Source organism: Gallibacterium trehalosifermentans (assembly GCF_042433055.1).
Taxonomy (GTDB): domain Bacteria; phylum Pseudomonadota; class Gammaproteobacteria; order Enterobacterales; family Pasteurellaceae; genus Gallibacterium; species Gallibacterium trehalosifermentans.
Window position 1 is genome coordinate 1 of sequence record NZ_JBHLWB010000002.1, and the last position, 17043, is coordinate 17043.

16 protein-coding genes are annotated in these 17043 nt (G+C 36.6%); 5 read left to right on the forward strand and 11 right to left on the reverse strand.

The window, feature by feature from the left end; translation table 11 throughout:
- Positions 1-196 precede the first annotated feature (196 nt).
- The gene (locus tag ACFFHK_RS02680) at positions 197-1030 is read left to right on the forward strand and encodes a DUF5718 family protein (protein ID WP_382368971.1); all 834 of its coding nucleotides are present in this window, start codon (positions 197-199) and stop codon (positions 1028-1030) included.
- 58 nt (positions 1031-1088) lie between these two features.
- Here ACFFHK_RS02680 and era read toward each other — a convergent pair whose 3' ends face one another.
- From era to ACFFHK_RS02710, 6 genes are all read right to left on the reverse strand, one after another.
- The gene (gene era / locus ACFFHK_RS02685; protein WP_382368974.1) at positions 1089-2012 is read right to left on the reverse strand and encodes a GTPase Era; all 924 of its coding nucleotides are present in this window, start codon (positions 2010-2012) and stop codon (positions 1089-1091) included.
- An 11-nt stretch (positions 2013-2023) separates the two neighbouring features.
- Entirely contained in the window at positions 2024-2704 is a 681-nt protein-coding gene (gene rnc, locus ACFFHK_RS02690) for a ribonuclease III (RefSeq protein WP_382368977.1), read from the reverse strand.
- Between the two features lie 2 nt (positions 2705-2706).
- On the reverse strand, positions 2707-3678 hold the full coding sequence (lepB, locus tag ACFFHK_RS02695) for a signal peptidase I (RefSeq protein WP_382368980.1): 972 nt from the start codon (positions 3676-3678) through the stop codon (positions 2707-2709).
- 9 nt (positions 3679-3687) lie between these two features.
- On the reverse strand, positions 3688-5484 hold the full coding sequence (gene lepA / locus ACFFHK_RS02700; RefSeq protein ID WP_382368983.1) for a translation elongation factor 4: 1797 nt from the start codon (positions 5482-5484) through the stop codon (positions 3688-3690).
- Between the two features lie 146 nt (positions 5485-5630).
- Positions 5631-6215 carry a Fe-S biogenesis protein NfuA gene (nfuA, locus tag ACFFHK_RS02705; protein WP_382368986.1) on the reverse strand — a complete coding sequence of 195 codons (585 nt, stop codon included), beginning with the start codon at positions 6213-6215 and terminating at the stop codon, positions 5631-5633.
- Positions 6216-6302: 87 nt separating this feature from the next.
- The gene (locus ACFFHK_RS02710; protein WP_382368989.1) at positions 6303-7031 is read right to left on the reverse strand and encodes an amidophosphoribosyltransferase; all 729 of its coding nucleotides are present in this window, start codon (positions 7029-7031) and stop codon (positions 6303-6305) included.
- 105 nt (positions 7032-7136) lie between these two features.
- Between ACFFHK_RS02710 and ACFFHK_RS02715 the strand changes: the two genes are divergently transcribed.
- The 4 genes from ACFFHK_RS02715 to ACFFHK_RS02730 all read left to right on the forward strand — a co-directional run bounded on the left by ACFFHK_RS02715 (position 7137) and on the right by ACFFHK_RS02730 (position 10913).
- Positions 7137-7955: a Cof-type HAD-IIB family hydrolase gene (locus ACFFHK_RS02715; RefSeq protein ID WP_382368992.1), complete on the forward strand. Its 819-nt coding sequence runs from the start codon at positions 7137-7139 to the stop codon at positions 7953-7955.
- Positions 7956-8163: 208 nt separating this feature from the next.
- A complete protein-coding gene (locus ACFFHK_RS02720; protein ID WP_382368995.1) occupies positions 8164-9135 on the forward strand; it encodes an ABC transporter substrate-binding protein in 972 nt (323 codons plus the stop codon).
- A 78-nt stretch (positions 9136-9213) separates the two neighbouring features.
- Complete coding sequence (locus ACFFHK_RS02725; protein ID WP_382368998.1) at positions 9214-10122, forward strand: ABC transporter permease; 909 nt, start codon at positions 9214-9216, stop codon at positions 10120-10122.
- On the forward strand, positions 10119-10913 hold the full coding sequence (locus ACFFHK_RS02730; protein ID WP_382369001.1) for an ABC transporter ATP-binding protein: 795 nt from the start codon (positions 10119-10121) through the stop codon (positions 10911-10913). Before ACFFHK_RS02725 ends, ACFFHK_RS02730 begins: the two co-directional genes overlap by 4 nt.
- A gap of 72 nt (positions 10914-10985) precedes the next feature.
- Here ACFFHK_RS02730 and ACFFHK_RS02735 read toward each other — a convergent pair whose 3' ends face one another.
- The 5 genes from ACFFHK_RS02735 to ACFFHK_RS02755 all read right to left on the reverse strand — a co-directional run bounded on the left by ACFFHK_RS02735 (position 10986) and on the right by ACFFHK_RS02755 (position 17018).
- Positions 10986-14045 carry a type I restriction endonuclease subunit R gene (locus ACFFHK_RS02735; protein WP_382369004.1) on the reverse strand — a complete coding sequence of 1020 codons (3060 nt, stop codon included), beginning with the start codon at positions 14043-14045 and terminating at the stop codon, positions 10986-10988.
- A 223-nt stretch (positions 14046-14268) separates the two neighbouring features.
- Positions 14269-14820: a DUF5655 domain-containing protein gene (locus ACFFHK_RS02740; protein WP_382369007.1), complete on the reverse strand. Its 552-nt coding sequence runs from the start codon at positions 14818-14820 to the stop codon at positions 14269-14271.
- 62 nt (positions 14821-14882) lie between these two features.
- Entirely contained in the window at positions 14883-15176 is a 294-nt protein-coding gene (locus ACFFHK_RS02745; RefSeq protein ID WP_382369010.1) for a PDDEXK family nuclease, read from the reverse strand.
- Positions 15177-15263: 87 nt separating this feature from the next.
- Positions 15264-16409 carry an AAA family ATPase gene (locus ACFFHK_RS02750; RefSeq protein WP_382369013.1) on the reverse strand — a complete coding sequence of 382 codons (1146 nt, stop codon included), beginning with the start codon at positions 16407-16409 and terminating at the stop codon, positions 15264-15266.
- Between the two features lie 15 nt (positions 16410-16424).
- Entirely contained in the window at positions 16425-17018 is a 594-nt protein-coding gene (locus ACFFHK_RS02755) for a restriction endonuclease subunit S (RefSeq protein WP_382369016.1), read from the reverse strand.
- Between the last annotated feature and the right edge of the window lie 25 nt (positions 17019-17043).

Genomic DNA, 17043 nt, shown 5'->3' on the forward strand with positions numbered 1-17043 from the left:
ACTGCTACTTCCAGCGACAGCTCCGCTCTTGTTGCGTGAGGCGGCATTATAGGCATTTTTTTGCGCCTTGCAATAGATTTTATGACCTAATTCACATTTTTTTATTTAACTGCTTGGATTTTCAACAAAGTATATTGTTTTGCGGTAAATTTCTTTTTACTCTGTCTTTGTGTTTTTTATTATTATGGAGATTATTATGAACTTAACCAAATTCATTGGCTTAGGTGTAGCAGGTAATTTTGCAGGACATTTAGAGCAAGCAGGCGAAGCAGCCGATTTTGTTACCGTAAAAACAACAGAAACAAACCAGCCAAAAGCAATTTTTCCTTTTTATGTTCCCACTGAACAGTTAGATGACTATACATTTTTAACGACTTATCCACTTTCTAGCACCACAATTCAATTTCCATCTGATGCAGATAATTTACAAATTGAACCTGAGGTGGCGTTAATTTGCGAAATAGACTATCAAGATAAGCAAGTGGTCGCTCTGCGTCCCACACACTTTGCCGCCTATAATGACTGCTCTATTCGTCGCCCAAATGCCAAGAAAATTTGTGAAAAGAAAAATTGGGGAGCAAATTCAAAAGGGTTAGCTACAGTAAAAATCCCACTTGATCATTTCTCTACTGGTGGCATTTTAGATAACTATCGCATCGCTTGTTTCCATAAGCGTAATGGAGAATTAAATCAATATGGTATTGATAGCCCCGCAGTAGGATATAGCTATTTTCACCAAAAATTATTGGATTGGATTGTAGATAGAATGAATAACCAACCCGATCAAGGTCCAATGAATAATATTGCCGAGTTATTAAAACAAGCGAATTATCCTTCTCAAGCTATCATCAGTATTGGCGCAACACGTTATACAGCATTTGGTGAAAAAAACTATCTGCAAGAAAATGATATAAGTATTGTTGTCGTGTATGACAGGCGTAAGTATACAGAGCTGCAAATCCAGCAATTTGCACAAACTGAAGAATTTCCAGCAGATATTTCTGCGTTAATTCAAAAAGTTACAGCCTAATATAAAATAAAAAACCTCAAAAAGTGAATTTTTGAGGTTTTTCAAATAGATAAATATATTAATCATCTATATAGCCAAGACTTCTTAACGCACGTTCATCATCAGCCCAGCCACTTTTCACTTTGACCCATAGCTCCAAATATACTTTTGCATCAAATAAACGTTGCATATCTTGTCTTGCTTCAGTCCCAATGGTTTTTAATTTTTGTCCTTGATGACCAATTACCATCTTCTTCTGGCCTTCACGCTCTACCAAAATTAAACCGTTGATTTCCAGCGTCCCACGTTCATTCACCTTAAATTGCTCAATCTCTACAGTTACAGAATAAGGTAATTCTTCCCCCATAAAACGCATTAACTTCTCACGAATAATTTCTGATGCCATAAATCGTTGTGAACGATCAGTAATGTACTCTTCAGGGAAATGATGAACACCTTTACGCAAAGATTGACGTACAATCGCTTGTAATTGATGAACATTATTTCCTCGTTGTGCAGAGATTGGCACTATCTCTTTAAAGGTAAATTTTTCTGTTAATTGTTGAATGAAAGGCAATAATTCATCTTTATGCTTAACATTATCAATTTTATTAATGGCTAAGACGACTGGCGCTTTGGCACTACGCAATTTATTTAACACCATCTCATCATCATCATTCCAATGTGTTCCATCTACTACAAAAATAATGAGATCCACATCGCTAATTGCACTGCTCGCAGCACGATTCATTAAACGGTTAATTGCTCGCTTTTCTTCAATATGTAATCCTGGTGTATCCACATAAACTGCTTGATAAGCCCCATCAGTATGAATCCCAACAATACGATGGCGAGTCGTTTGTGCTTTACGCGAAGTAATTGAAATTTTTTGCCCTAAAATTTTATTTAATAAGGTAGATTTACCAACATTTGGTCGCCCAACAATCGCTACAAATCCACAATATGTTTCTTGCTCTGTTAATTTTTGTTGATTTTCTGTCATTCTCTTCTCATTTATTTAATTTTTAATACTGCCAAGATTTTCTCCGCAGCAGCTTGTTCGGCTTTACGACGGCTACTACCAATGCCCTCAAATACCTCTGGTAACTGCTCTATTTGGCAAGTTACTTTAAAAGTTTGTTTATGTGCCTCACCTTTAATATCCACTACAGTATAGTTTGGTAGTGGTTTACGCAAGCCTTGTAAATATTCTTGCAGTCTCGTTTTTGGATCTTTTTGTTCATCACCTGGTTTAATTTCAGCTAAACGTTGTTGATACCAATGCAAAACAACCTTTTGTGTCGTTTCAATTCCACTATCTAAATGGATTGCACCAATAATCGCTTCTACACCATCAGATAAAATGGAACTACGACGAAATCCACCACTTTTTAGTTCCCCTGGTCCGAGTTTTAAGTGATCCCCTAATTCAAATTCAACGGCAATCTCAGCTAACGTTTGTTCACGAACTAAGGTAGCACGCATTCTACTTAAATCACCCTCAGAAGCTTTAGGAAATTGATGATATAACGCCTCACCAATAGTAAAGTTCAAAATTGAATCGCCTAAAAACTCAAGGCGTTCATTATGTACACTGGCTGCACTACGATGTGTTAATGCCTGTTGTAATAGTGCAGCATTGGTGAATTTATAGCCTAATTTTCGTTGTAATCTATCTAAATGTTCAATATTCATAATTATTTAATTGTTTGAAAGAGGCGATCTGTTCTAATGCCTGTTGGCCACTCGCCCTCTTTCTTATCTAAACTTAACCAAATAACAGTCGCCTTACCGACAATATTTTTCTCTGGGACAAACCCCCAGAAACGGCTGTCATTACTATTATCGCGGTTATCGCCCATGACAAAATATTCACCCTCAGGCACCGTCCATTCACCAACAGGATTACCTTCCTGTTTAAAATAATAAGGATCATAATTGAAACGATCGGGATTTAATAAAATTTGATGCGTTACTGCACCACTTTCCGTACGTTCAATTTGTGCATTGCCGTGATAAACAAATTCTGCATTTGGCGTTAATCCTTCATATTGATAAGTTTCACTTGGGCAAGACTCCTCTTTACAAGCAGGTGTTACCGTTAATACTCCATCTTGTTGGTTATATTTAATATGATCACCCGGTAAGCCAATCACTCGTTTTATATAATCGACATTAGGTTGAGTTGGTGCTTTAAAAACAACCACATCACCACGTTTTGGTTCACCAAGCGGAATTAATTTATTTTGGAATACAGGATCTTTCACTCCATATTCATATTTGTTTACCAGCAAAAAATCTCCCACACGTAAGGTTGGTTCCATAGAACCTGACGGAATTTGAAATGGTTCATACAAAAAAGAACGTACAATTAAGACAATCGCTAAGACAGGAAATAATGAAGCAAGAAACTCTTCACTTTCAGCAATCGGTTCAATTCGCGCTTTTTCCTCTTCGCTTAGTTGTTTACCGCTACGTTGCTCTGCCCGTGCAATTTGACGTAAACGTTTTGGTTGCCACACAAAACGGCGATGACACCAGAAAATCCCTGAGAAGACAGAAAAGATAATGAGCAAAATGGTAAACGTATTAGGTAATTGAAAATAATCTAATACTTTCCATAACACAAATCCAACGCCCAATAAAATAGGTAAGAAAAAGTTTGACATATTCACTCCTTATTTATCTTTCCCAACGTGTAAAATTGCTAAAAACGCTTCTTGTGGAACCTCTACATTCCCCAAAGACTTCATTCGTTTTTTCCCCTCTTTTTGTTTCTGTAACAGTTTTTTCTTACGGCTAACATCACCACCGTAACATTTCGCCAATACGTTTTTACGTAACTGCTTCACAGTTGAACGTGCAATAATATGGTTACCAATCGCCGCCTGAATCGCAATATCAAACTGCTGACGAGGAATAAGCTCTTTCATTTTTTCCACCAATTCACGTCCGCGGTATGGGGCATTATCTTTATGAACAATCAAGGCTAACGCATCAACTCGCTCACCATTAATCATAATATCCACTCGTACCATATCGGCTGGTTGGAAGCGTTTGAATGAATAATCCAATGACGCATAGCCACGCGAGGTTGATTTCAAACGATCGAAGAAGTCTAAAACCACTTCCCCCATTGGAATTTCATAAGTTAACGCTACTTGATTACCATGATAGACCATATTGGTTTGTACACCACGCTTCTCTACACATAATGTAATCACATTCCCCAAATACTCTTGTGGCAATAGCATATTACATTCTGCAATCGGCTCACGAATTTCTTCAATATTATTAATAGCTGGTAATTTTGCAGGACTATCAACATACAGGATTTCCCCGTTAGTCATTGCCACTTCATAAATTACTGTTGGGGCAGTTGTAATTAAATCAAGATCATACTCGCGCTCTAAGCGTTCTTGAATGATCTCCATATGCAATAATCCCAAGAAACCACAACGGAAACCAAAGCCTAATGCAGTGGAATTTTCTGGTTCATAGAAAAGCGAAGCATCATTTAAACTTAATTTTCCTAACGCATCACGAAACGCTTCATAGTCATCAGAACTTACTGGGAACAACCCTGCATAAACTTGCGGTTTAACCTTTTTAAAACCTGGTAATGGTTTATCCGCAGGATTATGATGTAACGTCAAAGTATCCCCAACTGGCGCCCCAAGAATATCTTTTATGCCACAGACGACCCAACCTACTTCTCCACAAGATAATTCGGTCGTATCAACTTGTTTTGGTGTGAAGATACCTAAACGATCCACACCATAACTTTGTCCAGAACTCATTACCTTGATTTTATCGCCTTTTCTTAATGTTCCATTTTTAATACGAACTAACGATACCACGCCAAGATAATTATCAAACCAAGAATCAATAATTAATGCTTGTAATGGTGCTTCAGGATCACCCTCAGGGGCGGGAATACGTTTAACAATCTCCTCTAAGACATCTTCCACACCTAAACCCGTTTTTGCAGAACAACGCACCGCATCAAGTGCATCAATGCCAACAATATCCTCAATTTCTTCCGCTACTCGCTCAGGATCCGCTGCAGGTAAATCAATTTTATTTAAAATTGGTACAACTTCGAGATCCATTTCAATCGCTGTATAGCAATTCGCTAAGGTTTGTGCTTCTACACCTTGTCCCGCATCAACAACTAACAACGCTCCCTCACAGGCAGCTAATGAACGAGAAACCTCATAGGAAAAGTCAACGTGTCCTGGCGTATCAATAAAGTTTAACTGATAAGTTTCGCCATTTTTAGCTGTATAATCTAACGTTACACTTTGTGCTTTAATTGTAATACCACGTTCACGCTCAAGATCCATGGAGTCAAGTACTTGCGCTTCCATTTCACGTTCACTTAATCCGCCACAAACCTGAATAAGACGATCGGAAAGCGTTGATTTACCATGATCGATATGAGCAATAATTGAGAAATTACGGATATTTTTCATAGACAAGTAATATTTATGTTAATTAGTTAAATAAAAAATAATCGGAGGATTTTACAAGAAACTGGGAAAAACTGCTACTAGAAAGGAATTTGCTATCTTTTTATTAAAAAGGCAGATTTTTATTAAACCTGCCCTAAAAAACAGCATTAATAATAAGAGTGTTCGCCTCGTTGGTGTTCAGTTACATCTTTTACCCCTTTCAGTTCACCACCAAATTGAGCCAATAACTGTTTCTCCACACCTTCTTTTAGCGTTACATCAACCATTGAGCACCCGTTACACCCCCCACCAAATTGTAGAATCGCCTCGCCCTCATCAGTAATTTCTATGAGTGTAATTCGTCCACCATGACTTGCTAATTGAGGATTAATTTGTGTTTGAATCACATAATCTACCCGTTCAATTAATGGCGCATCATCAGCGACTTTGCGCATTTTTGCATTTGGTGCTTTTAGGGTTAATTGTGTTCCCATATCATCTTTAACAAAATCTATTTCTGCATCTTCTAAAAAAGGTAAGCTCACCTCATCAACAAATGCAGAGAAAGATTCATATTTCATTTCACAATCTGTTGCTTCTACTGCAGAAGGTGGGCAATAAGAAACGCCACATTCTGCATTTGGTGTACCAGGATTCACCACAAAAATACGAATATTTGTTCCTTCTTCCTGTTGATCGAGTAGCTTGCGAAAATGAGCTTGTGCAGCGCTAGAAATAATAATTTGTTGCATAACAATCTATTCCTTAGTAAATACTTGACTGATATGGTCGGGAATAATACGCTCAATCAAAAAATTTTTCTACCCTTCAACCAACATTCATGCTGTTTTTTGTGTTCTACATAATGCCCAAACTTGAATATCTTCTATACCCATTTGTTGTAAACAAAAACAAATTTCCTCCATTGTTGATCCAGTCGTAATCACATCATCAATTAAGGCAATGGATTTAATCCCTCGTGGCAACGGTTTCACCAAAGCAAAAGCATTTGAAAGATTTTTTTGTCGTTGTACCGCTGTTTTTCCTCGTTGTGCCTCTGTTGCTCGTTGTCGTACAATCAAATCTTCTCGACAAGGTATATTTAGCCAACGACTTAAATAACGAGCTAATAAAGCAGCCTGATTATAACCTCTTTGCCATTGTCGCCGATGATGCAATGGCACAGGAATTAATAAATCAGGTAAGGCTAGTTGATGTGTTCGCTTTGCATTCCGCACGGCAAGGAATAACCAACGAGCTAAACTGCGATCAAGCCAATAATCTTGATGAAATTTAAAACGATAAATTAATGGTTGAATTGGCTCAACAAATGCGGAAATAAATACGATTCGTTGCCATTTTGGTGGATTAACTAAACAACCTCCACAAGACATTCGATCTTCTAGTAATGCTGCTCCACAACGTCCACAATATGCTCCTTTTGGTAATTGTCGATAACAAGTAGAACAAATTCCATGTTGAGAAATTGCTAAACGGCAACCACAGACTAAACACAGCGTATCAAAAATATTTGTCAGTTTCATAGTAATAACGATGACAAACTGCATTTAGTAATCCCACTGATTCATTTACTATTTGTGAACTATTTCGAGAAAAACAGAAAAAATGCTATTCTTTCTACTTATGTTCCCAACTATGAAGATGTATAAAGTATGTTAAAAAATCCAATTAAAATTATTTTCTTTGATATTGATGAAACTCTCTATGTAAAAGACAAAGCCATTTTGCCTGATACGATTCCCACCGTTATTCGTAGCCTAAAGAAAAAAGGCATTATCCCAGCAATCGCTACTGGGCGAGCAAGATGTGCCTTTCCAGAAAAAATTGATCAATTAATTAAAGAAGAAGGTATTGAGTTATTTGTTACGATTAATGGGCAATATAATAGCTATCAAAATCAAGTCATTGCAAAACACCCTATTGCCAAACAAGACATTGAACGCATTATTCAATTCTTACAACAACATCAGATTGAATATGCGTTTGTTGGTAATGAAGATATTGCCGTCTCCAATATCACTCCACAACTAAAACAAGCGCTTGATCCCATTACAACTCGCTATTTTATTGATACCGATTACTATCTAACCCACGATATTTTTCAGTTACTCCTATTTTATCCTGCTGAACAAGATCAGTTTATTGCTGAATCAGGCATTCTTGGTGAACAATTTAAAACTGTTCGTTGGCACGAATATTCTGTGGATTGTTTAGTGGCAACAGGCTCAAAAGCAAGCGGTATTGATGCGGTAGTCGAACACTTTGGATTGACGATTGATAACGTGATGGCATTTGGTGATGGCTTAAATGATATTGAAATGATCAGCCATGTTGGTACTGGCGTTGCAATGGGAAATGCCCACCCATCGTTAAAAGAATTAGCTAACTATATTACTGAAGATATTGAACATAATGGTGTGTTAAAAGGGTTGTTAGCATTAGGTGTATTAACAGAGAAAGATTTACAATAACAAAAAAGTGTAACGTAAAATTTACACTAAAAACAATTTATAATATTTATAAAAAATACAAATAAAAATACCCAATCCATTACTAAATAAAGATCTTTTAAATAAAATCGCTCTATGTTATAACTGCTTTCACTTGCTGTAAAATACAGTGTAATCTTAATTTTACAGCAAGAAAGACTTATCAAAATATAAAATAAGAGGAGCGAATATGAAAAATATTAAACGAATTTTATTAGCAACCTTAGCTACAACAACATTCTTAACTGGTAGTGCCTTTGCTACTGATGTTAAAAATGTAGCCATTACTGCTATCGTAGAACACCCAGCCTTAGATGCAGTGCGTCAAGGTGCTTTAGCTGAATTAAAAAAAGAGGGCTTTGAGGAAGGTAAAAACCTTAAAGTAGATTTCCAAAGCGCACAAGGTAATACAGCGACTGCCGCACAAATTGCCCGTAAATTTGTAGGTGATAAACCTGATGTTATCTTAGCTATTGGAACCCCAAGCGCACAAGCTGCGGCAGCTGCAACACGTCATATTCCTATTGTCTTTTCAGCTATTACCGATCCTGTTGCCGCAAAATTAGTAAAAAGTTGGCAGGCTTCTGGTGGTAACGTTACAGGTGCCTCAGATACGTTACCAATTCAACCACAAATTGATTTAATCAAAAAACTAATCCCTAACTTAAAAACCATTGGCTTTGTTTATAGTTCAGGTGAAGTCAACTCTACAGTCGTACTAAAACAGCTGCAAGAAGCGGGTAAAACAAACGGCTTTACTGTGATTGAAGCACCAGCACCACGCACAACCGATATTAGCACTGCTGCTCGCAGTCTAAAAGGTCGTGTTGATGTCATTTATACCTCACCTGATAATGGTATCGTCTCCGCATACGAATCACTGTATAAAAGTGCTTTAGATGCAGGTATTCCGCTTATCGCCGCAGATACGACGACCGTTGCTCGCGGAGCCATTGCCGCACTCTCTAATAACTACTACACCTTAGGTGAAGAAACAGGAAAAATTATCGCTTCTATCCTAAAAGGTGAAAAACCAGGAAATATCCCTGTAAAAACAATGGATAAACTGGATCTTCTTCTCAACTTAAAATCAGCTAAAGCATTTGGGGTACAAGTACCACAAGAATTAGTTGATTCAGCTAAAGAAGTAATCAAAGAATAATCGTTTTAAGTTTTCGGTAGGTATAACTCACTGTTATACCTATCTTTTCTTTGTGTTAGTTAAATTAATATAACGCTTATGACTTCAGTTCTATTTTTAGGTGCATTAGAAATTGGTTTGATCTATGCTATTGTTGCATTAGGTGTATTGATTTCTTTCCGTATTTTAGATTTTCCCGATCTGACTGCAGATGGCAGTTTTCCATTAGGCGGTGCAGTTTGTGCAGTTTGTATTGTCAACGGAGTTGATCCTTGGTTTGCGACAATAATAGCTATGCTTGCAGGAGCAATGACAGGCTTAGTAACGGCTTGGTTACACGTTTCACTCAAGATTCTCCAACTTCTTGCGAGTATCTTAGTGATGATTGCGCTCTATTCCGTAAATTTACGGATTATGGGCGCACCAAATCTCCCGTTACTCGGTGAAATAACAATCTTCGACCCTCTCATTAATGCTGATGCCAGCAACCAAGTTTATATCCAACCTCTTATGGTGTTAGGTTTCGTTATCGTAGTGAAACTAATCCTCGATTGGTTCTTTAATACCGAAATTGGTTTAGCGGTACGAGCAACTGGCGCAAATGAAAGAATGTCTAAAGCACAAGGTATTCCAACTGGACGCATGATTTATCTTGGCATGGCAATTTCCAACGCTTTAATTGCTTTAGGTGGTGCCTTATATGTACAAACACAAGGCGGTGCAGATATGTCCATCGGGGTTGGTACTATCGTAATTGGTTTAGCTGCGGTAATTATTGGTGAAACGTTAATCCCGTCAAAACGCCTATTTATTCTGACACTTGCCGTCATTATCGGTTCTATTCTCTATCGTTTCTTTATCGCCATTGCATTAAGTAGTGAAACCCTAAGAGAAATTGGGTTTGGCGCTCAAGATCTTAATCTGGTTACTGCAATTCTAGTTGTTTTTGTCCTTATCCTGCCACAATTAAAAAGTCGCTTTTTGGCAAAACGAGGTAATAGAGAATGATGAAATTAGACAATCTGCGTATTACCTTTCACCGTGGTACGCCAATAGAAAACCCTGTTTTAAGAGGTCTGTCTCTTAATATTTCAAAAGGTGAATTTGTTACTGTTATCGGTAGTAATGGAGCGGGTAAATCCACGCTATTAAATGCCATTTGCGGCGATTATTTAGTGGATAGTGGGAAGATTTATCTGAATGGTGAAGACGTTACTCGCAAAACTACCTGGCAAAGATCTGCTGCCGTTGCACGTGTTTTCCAAGATCCAATGCTCGGTACTTGTGAAGGCTTAACGATTGAGGAAAATATGGCACTCGCTTATTCACGAGGACAACGCCGAAATCTTTCGTTTTTTGTGAAAAAATCGACACGAGAATTTTTCCGTGAAAAACTTTCCATGCTAAAACTAGGCTTAGAAAATCGTTTAAGCGATCGTATGGGATTGCTCTCAGGTGGACAACGTCAAGCTGTGAGCTTATTAATGGCTTCATTACAACCATCAAGTATCTTGTTACTAGATGAACATACGGCAGCACTTGACCCTAAAACAGCCGCCTTTGTTATGGAACTAACCGATAAAATCGTACAAGAAAATCAACTGACGGTCATGATGGTAACGCACTCTATGCAACAGGCTTTAGACCATGGCGACCGTACAGTAATGTTACATCAAGGGCAAGTGGTGTTAGACGTTAACGGCGAAAAACGAAAAAGTATGGGCGTATCCGATCTCCTACAAATGTTCGAACGCACTCGTGGTGAGAAAATCTCTGATGATAGCTTACTACTAGATTAAAGACTTTCCACAATATATAAAATGGTTGAGCATACCGAAATATCTCAACCATTTTTATAGTTAATATACCAATTAAATTTCCCCACCAATTCCTCTAAACTTCTCTACAAAAGCCACGATTTTTTGAAATACCGTTTGCTTTTTGGTTCGATATTCAGGGTTTAACGGACTTAATTTAGGCAATATTTCATTGAGTTCTGTACCGTATTCGCTGGCGTATTCTCGTTTGAGTGAGGTTTTTAAGTAGCGTTTGGCGGCTTCTTCGTTTAATTTCTCGCTTTCAATTAGAGCGTTGGCTTCTTGTTGTTGCACTTGTTGTGCATAGCGGAAGAATGCGTCAATCATCGCGGTTTTATCACTAATTTCATCTAAATTAGTCTGCTCAATAAAATCGACCACCAAGCCCTCTTTGGCACGATTGCCCACGCTGGCTCTGATGGTTTTGCGAATATCATCGATTAGGCTTGATTTATCATTATGTTGTTTATGCTTTTCAAAAACCAGTTGTAAGATGTAATCTAAGTTAATCTCTTGTGATTTTAAAAGCTCCACTTCAAACACCACATCGCTCCAATCAAGCCGTGTTTTATCTTGTTCTTCTCCTTGTTTTTGTGTGCGAAGCCAATCTCGAATATCATTGTAGGTAGAGCGATAATCTTGTTCTTGAAGATCGGTTAGCCCTGTTGTGCCTGAAGTTGAATAGATTGGACTAGGCTCACAAACAGTATTGCCTGTGCTTGCTGTCTCGCTTGGTGCTTTATATTCATCATAATTTTGCAAAATATTATCAAGGCGTAAATATTCGCCAAATAATTTTACAAATGCCTTTTTGTCCTGCTCAGTTTCAATATTAGCTGGATCAGGGAAACGTTCCGTTAGTTCTTTGACCACATCAAGATAACCACGATGATGTTTACCTGCATCATCGGTGTAGCCATTCATATAGTCACTATAGCTTCTTTCTAGCACCACATTGCGGGTGTTTGTATCGCCAAATAAAGTAATGGCATCAATGGTGGCTTGTTCTAAATCACGGAAGGTGACGATATTGCCAAAGGTTTTGCTGGCATCAAAAATACGATTGGTGCGAGAATAGGCTTGAATTAAGCCGTGATAACGCAAGTTTTTATCGACAAATAAAGTGTTTAAACTCGGTGCATCAAAGCCAGTTAAAAACATTCCTACCACAATAAGTAAATCAATTTCTTGATCTTTTACCCGTTTGGCTAAATCACGATAATAATTTTGAAATTCACGGCTATCTACACCGTAATTGGTTCTAAAATACGCGTTATAGTCATCAATAGCCGCCTGTAAAAACTCTTTTGCCGAGCTTTTCATTGCTGTTGGTTCAAATCCTTCATCTTCAATTTCACCTATCGCATTTTGTGCTTCATTGGCAGCAAAGGAGAAAATGGTGGCAATTTTTAACGGCTTTGGATTGCCTTTTTGCAGGGTTTTAAAGGTTTCATAATACAGTTTGGCTGCGTCCACACTGCTGACAGCAAACATCGCATTAAAGCCTTTACCTGTCGGGTTTAAGCGGTGAGTCTTACGTTTAAAATTATCTAAAATATAGCTTGCGATTTCTTTGATACGCTCAGGATGTTGCAGTGCTAATTTAGTTTCAAGTGCGGTCAATTTTTCTAAATTTTGTTCTTGCTCACATTCTTTAAACTGAGGTCGTACATTATTGTAGTCAACTTTAAATTTCAGCACTTTTTCATCACGAATGGCATCGGTAATCACATAAGAATGCAACTCTCTCCCAAATACACTGGCTGTAGTTTCAGCACCTAGGGCATTTTCAGGAAAAATTGGCGTGCCTGTAAAACCAAATTGGCAGAATTTTTTGAATTTCTTTTTCAGATTTTTTTGTGCTTCGCCAAATTGTGAACGGTGGCATTCATCAAAAATAAACACCACTTGTTTATGGTAAATTGCCAAACTATCTTCTGATTTCATCAGATTATTGAGCTTTTGAATGGTGGTAACGATGATTTTGTTATCCTCGCTTTCAATATTGCGTTTTAGTCCCTTAGTGCTTTCTGAGCCGTTCACGCTATCAGGCGAAAAGCGTTGGTATTCTTTCATCGTTTGATAGTCTAAATCTTTTCTATCCACCACAAAAAAGACTTTATCAATAAACGGCAATTCGGTTGCCAAGCGCGCGGCTTTAAAGCTGGTTAAAGTTTTGCCCGAACCTGTGGTGTGCCAAATAAAGCCCCCACTTTCAGGTTTGCTCCAGATTTTGTTTTCATAAGCGCTTTTAATTTTCCATAAAATCCGCTCCGCAGCAGCAATTTGATAGGGTCGCATAATTAAAAGCGTTTTGCTCACATCAAATACGCAATAATGAATAAGCACACTAAGCAATGTTTCTTTTTTTAAAAAAGTGGCGGTAAAATCTTTTAAATCTTTGATAAGGCTATTATCCGATCTTGCCCAGTGCATAGTAAAATCAAAGCTGTTTTTATCTCGCTTGGTGGTATTGGCAAAATAGCGAGTGTCCGTGCCATTTGAAATCACAAAAATTTGCAAATACTTAAACAGTGAATGTTCTGTGTTAAAACTTTCCTTAGTATAACGATGAATTTGATTAAAGGCCTCACGAATAGCAATGCCCCGTTTTTTCAGCTCAATTTGCACCAGTGGCAAGCCATTGACTAGAATTGTGACATCATAGCGGTTGGCGTGTTTTCCCTGTTGTTCAAACTGATTAATCACCTGCACACAGTTACGATGAATGTTTTTCTTATCCAGCAAATAAATATTTTGAATTCGCCCATTATCAAAGACAAAATCATAAATATAATTGCGGTGAATTTTATCCGTTTTATCCAGCAGATTTTCAGACGGTCGATCCAAATACTCTGCCACAAACCTCCCCCATTCGCTATCACTAAAGCGTACATCATTGAGCTTTTCAAGTTGCACACGCACATTCGCAAGCAATTTTTCAGGCGTGTTTAAATCCTTGCGGTATTCATAGCCTTGAGCGACTAAATCAGCAATCAGCTCACGCTCTAAATCCGCTTCAGTTTGATACTGCGAGCCTTGCTCAATTTTCTCGTATTTCTCTAAAATGATAAAATTATCCGTTTCTGCGATGGGGGTGGTTTGTGTGCTCATTGTATTACCCTTAAAAATCTTGCTTATTTAACCCTAAATTTTGCTTAATAAAAATAAATGGTTGTTTTTCAATATGTTATAAAATTAGATTAGCCTTGCTTAAAAAGGGAGAAATCTTGCTTATGCTTGTTTATACCCCAGCAATAGCTCACGACAATATTTACACTGCTTTTACCATAAGCTATAACCATAATATTTTCTATCCATTAATTATATGTTTCATTTATCTCGGCAATGCCTGTTTAATCAAGCTCATAATATATTCTAAATTACTGGTATCGGTTACTTCAATCAAATAGTCGCCTGTACCGTTATGCCCAACATTTGCCACATTTTTACTGAGTCCCTTAGCATCATCAAGTAAACCAGCAGATACACCAATATAGATTTTGATCTTGCTTTTTTGTAATTGCAAACACACAATATTTTTTTGCTTTTTAAAAGCGATATATTGTTTTTGTGGTTTTATCTCAATGTCATTATCTAAGGCTAAAATAGCCTCTCTAAAAGTTTCATACAACTCAGCAATATGCACGGTAGTTGCCGATTGATGCTCTTCTTCACTATAAATTTTGATTTCTTTGGCAACAGCATTTAACTCAGGTGTTTGCTCGGTTAATGGTTTAATACTGGTGGCTGACTTGGATTTTTTAATTTCACGAATCAGCACCGTTTCATTAGCAAAACGCTTGATTTCGTATAACTCAATAGCAATATCTTTAAAATTGGTGGCTTGTTTTTGGTTTTCGGTAAAAGATTGGGAGACAAAAATCACTCGCACCTGCGACCAATCCACATCGCCGATTTTTAACGTGCTTTGAAATTGTTCTTGATGTTCTACACAAAATCGGCTTTGTTTTCCAACATTAACGCAAGATAAGTAAAGCCTTGATCAACAACACTGGCATTTTTCTCTTTCTTATATTCGATAATAATAAATGTTTGTGCGTCCTCATCATAAGCCAACGTATCAATGCGTTTATTTTTAATGCTAAATTCACTACGCACCAATCTTAGCCCCATAATTTGCTCAAGATGGCATTCAAACAATTTCTGAATGTCTTTTTCCAGCGTAAAGGGCTTTTCTTTAATTTCAACGAAATCATTATTTTTGATGGTGTAGATATTCATAATTATTCACTTAATGGCGTAATATTCTTTTTTTAGTTTGGATAGATAATTAGTAAATAACAGCCTTAATCATCTAACAATCTATTATTATTTCCCTGATTTAAATCGATAAGTCTCATCAAGTAAATTGATTAAATTTCGTATCACTACTTTATTACGTTCAACAAGCATCGTAACCTCTTCACTAGAATGTTGAGAATGACTACATAAATTGATAATTCTTGCCACTGTTGGGTTGCTCCCATCAGGATCTTTCGGCAATAATTCTCCCCATTTTTCATAGCCTAAAAATGTTGCTAGTTTTTCTAAAATATTTCTTAAGTAATTAAAATGGTATTTTTGTAACTCATCATTTTTTAATGCTAATTCAATCTCAGATTTCAAAAAAAGGTGAAAAGAAAAAGGTGTATCATTATTTTGTTTTAATAACTCAAAATCACCATTTTCATATTTTTTAAGCACATACTTATTTGCTTTATCAAGTTCATTCCATAATACATTATAAAATAAAGGATTATGAGTGGTAATAATAAATTTTAAATCGGATTTACTTGATTTAATTAACTGAGCAATATCTATTGCCATTTCAATTAAATAATTTTCATCTAAAGAACTAACAGGATCATCTATAAAAATATACTCTAACTCATCAAATTGATCTGTTTCACGATCACTAGGTTCAGGGATATTTAACTGCTCAATCACAAGCTCTAATAAGGCATAAAACACACACCAAATAAAATTGCTTTCTTCCCCTTTAGAAATTTTAATATGGTTTAAATCGTTTTCCTCATCATTGCCTCGTGTTAAAGAAAATCTTACTTCAGAATAACTTTTTACTCTTGAATTTTTATCTTGTGGGTTTCTTAAATATTCTTGATTAAAGCGAGGTGTTAATTTATCATTTGTATAACGTTGGAAATGCGTAATAATATTTTGATCCTGCCCTTGCTCTTGCAAAATCCAATTAGTAAAAGAATTTTCTTGAATTTTTAATACAGGCTTTTGATCTGTTTGTAGATCATTATCCCAATAGAATAAGTCTTCTGTAAAGGCATTATAATAAAGAATTTTATAACGAGTTAGAATACTATCATCAATATTTTGCTTTACAATATCTTTTAGTATTTTTGAAAGGCGAGTTTTCCCCGTCCCATTAAAAGCATAAATCAGCTGAACTTTTTTATCTTGATCTTTAAGTTCTTTTGCTATCTCATTGAGTGTCTTCGCCATAATTATACCTTGCTATTATTTAAACCCTAACAACATCTCCCGATAATATTCATATTGCTTTTGCCGTAGCTCAATCTCACGAGGCAAACCTTCACTAATGGAATTGGTTAGAGTATCGAATTTATCTAAAATCTCCACAATCTGCTTTTGTGTTTCTATTGGTGGGAGCGGGATTTGAATATTTTTTAGTTCTTTCATAGGAATACTTTTAACTGTCCCTCCTGCAACCTTTTCCATTATTTTTTCTTTTATACTGTCTGCCCTGAGAACATACATTAAAAATTTAGAAATAATAAATGATTTATTTGGCTTCAATGTATAAACACCTTCTTTTATATTCCAATTTTTTGGCTCTGATTTAATAACAGCAGTTTCCCCTATTGTTCCTGTACCAGAAAATAAAACATCACCAACTTCAAGATTAGAACGATTGTTACACAATTTTAAAGCCTCATCATTTATACGATCAGTTTTTTCACTAAAAATAATTTTTCCGTTTTTTAATTCTCTTATGGTTACATAATAATTATTAGCATCTTGTGTATTTAATGTGAAAAAACTGCGTGGGTTTAATCCAGTTTTTAGAGATATTAAAACCTCTCCCAACATTTTCCACTCAACCGCAGCCGAAATA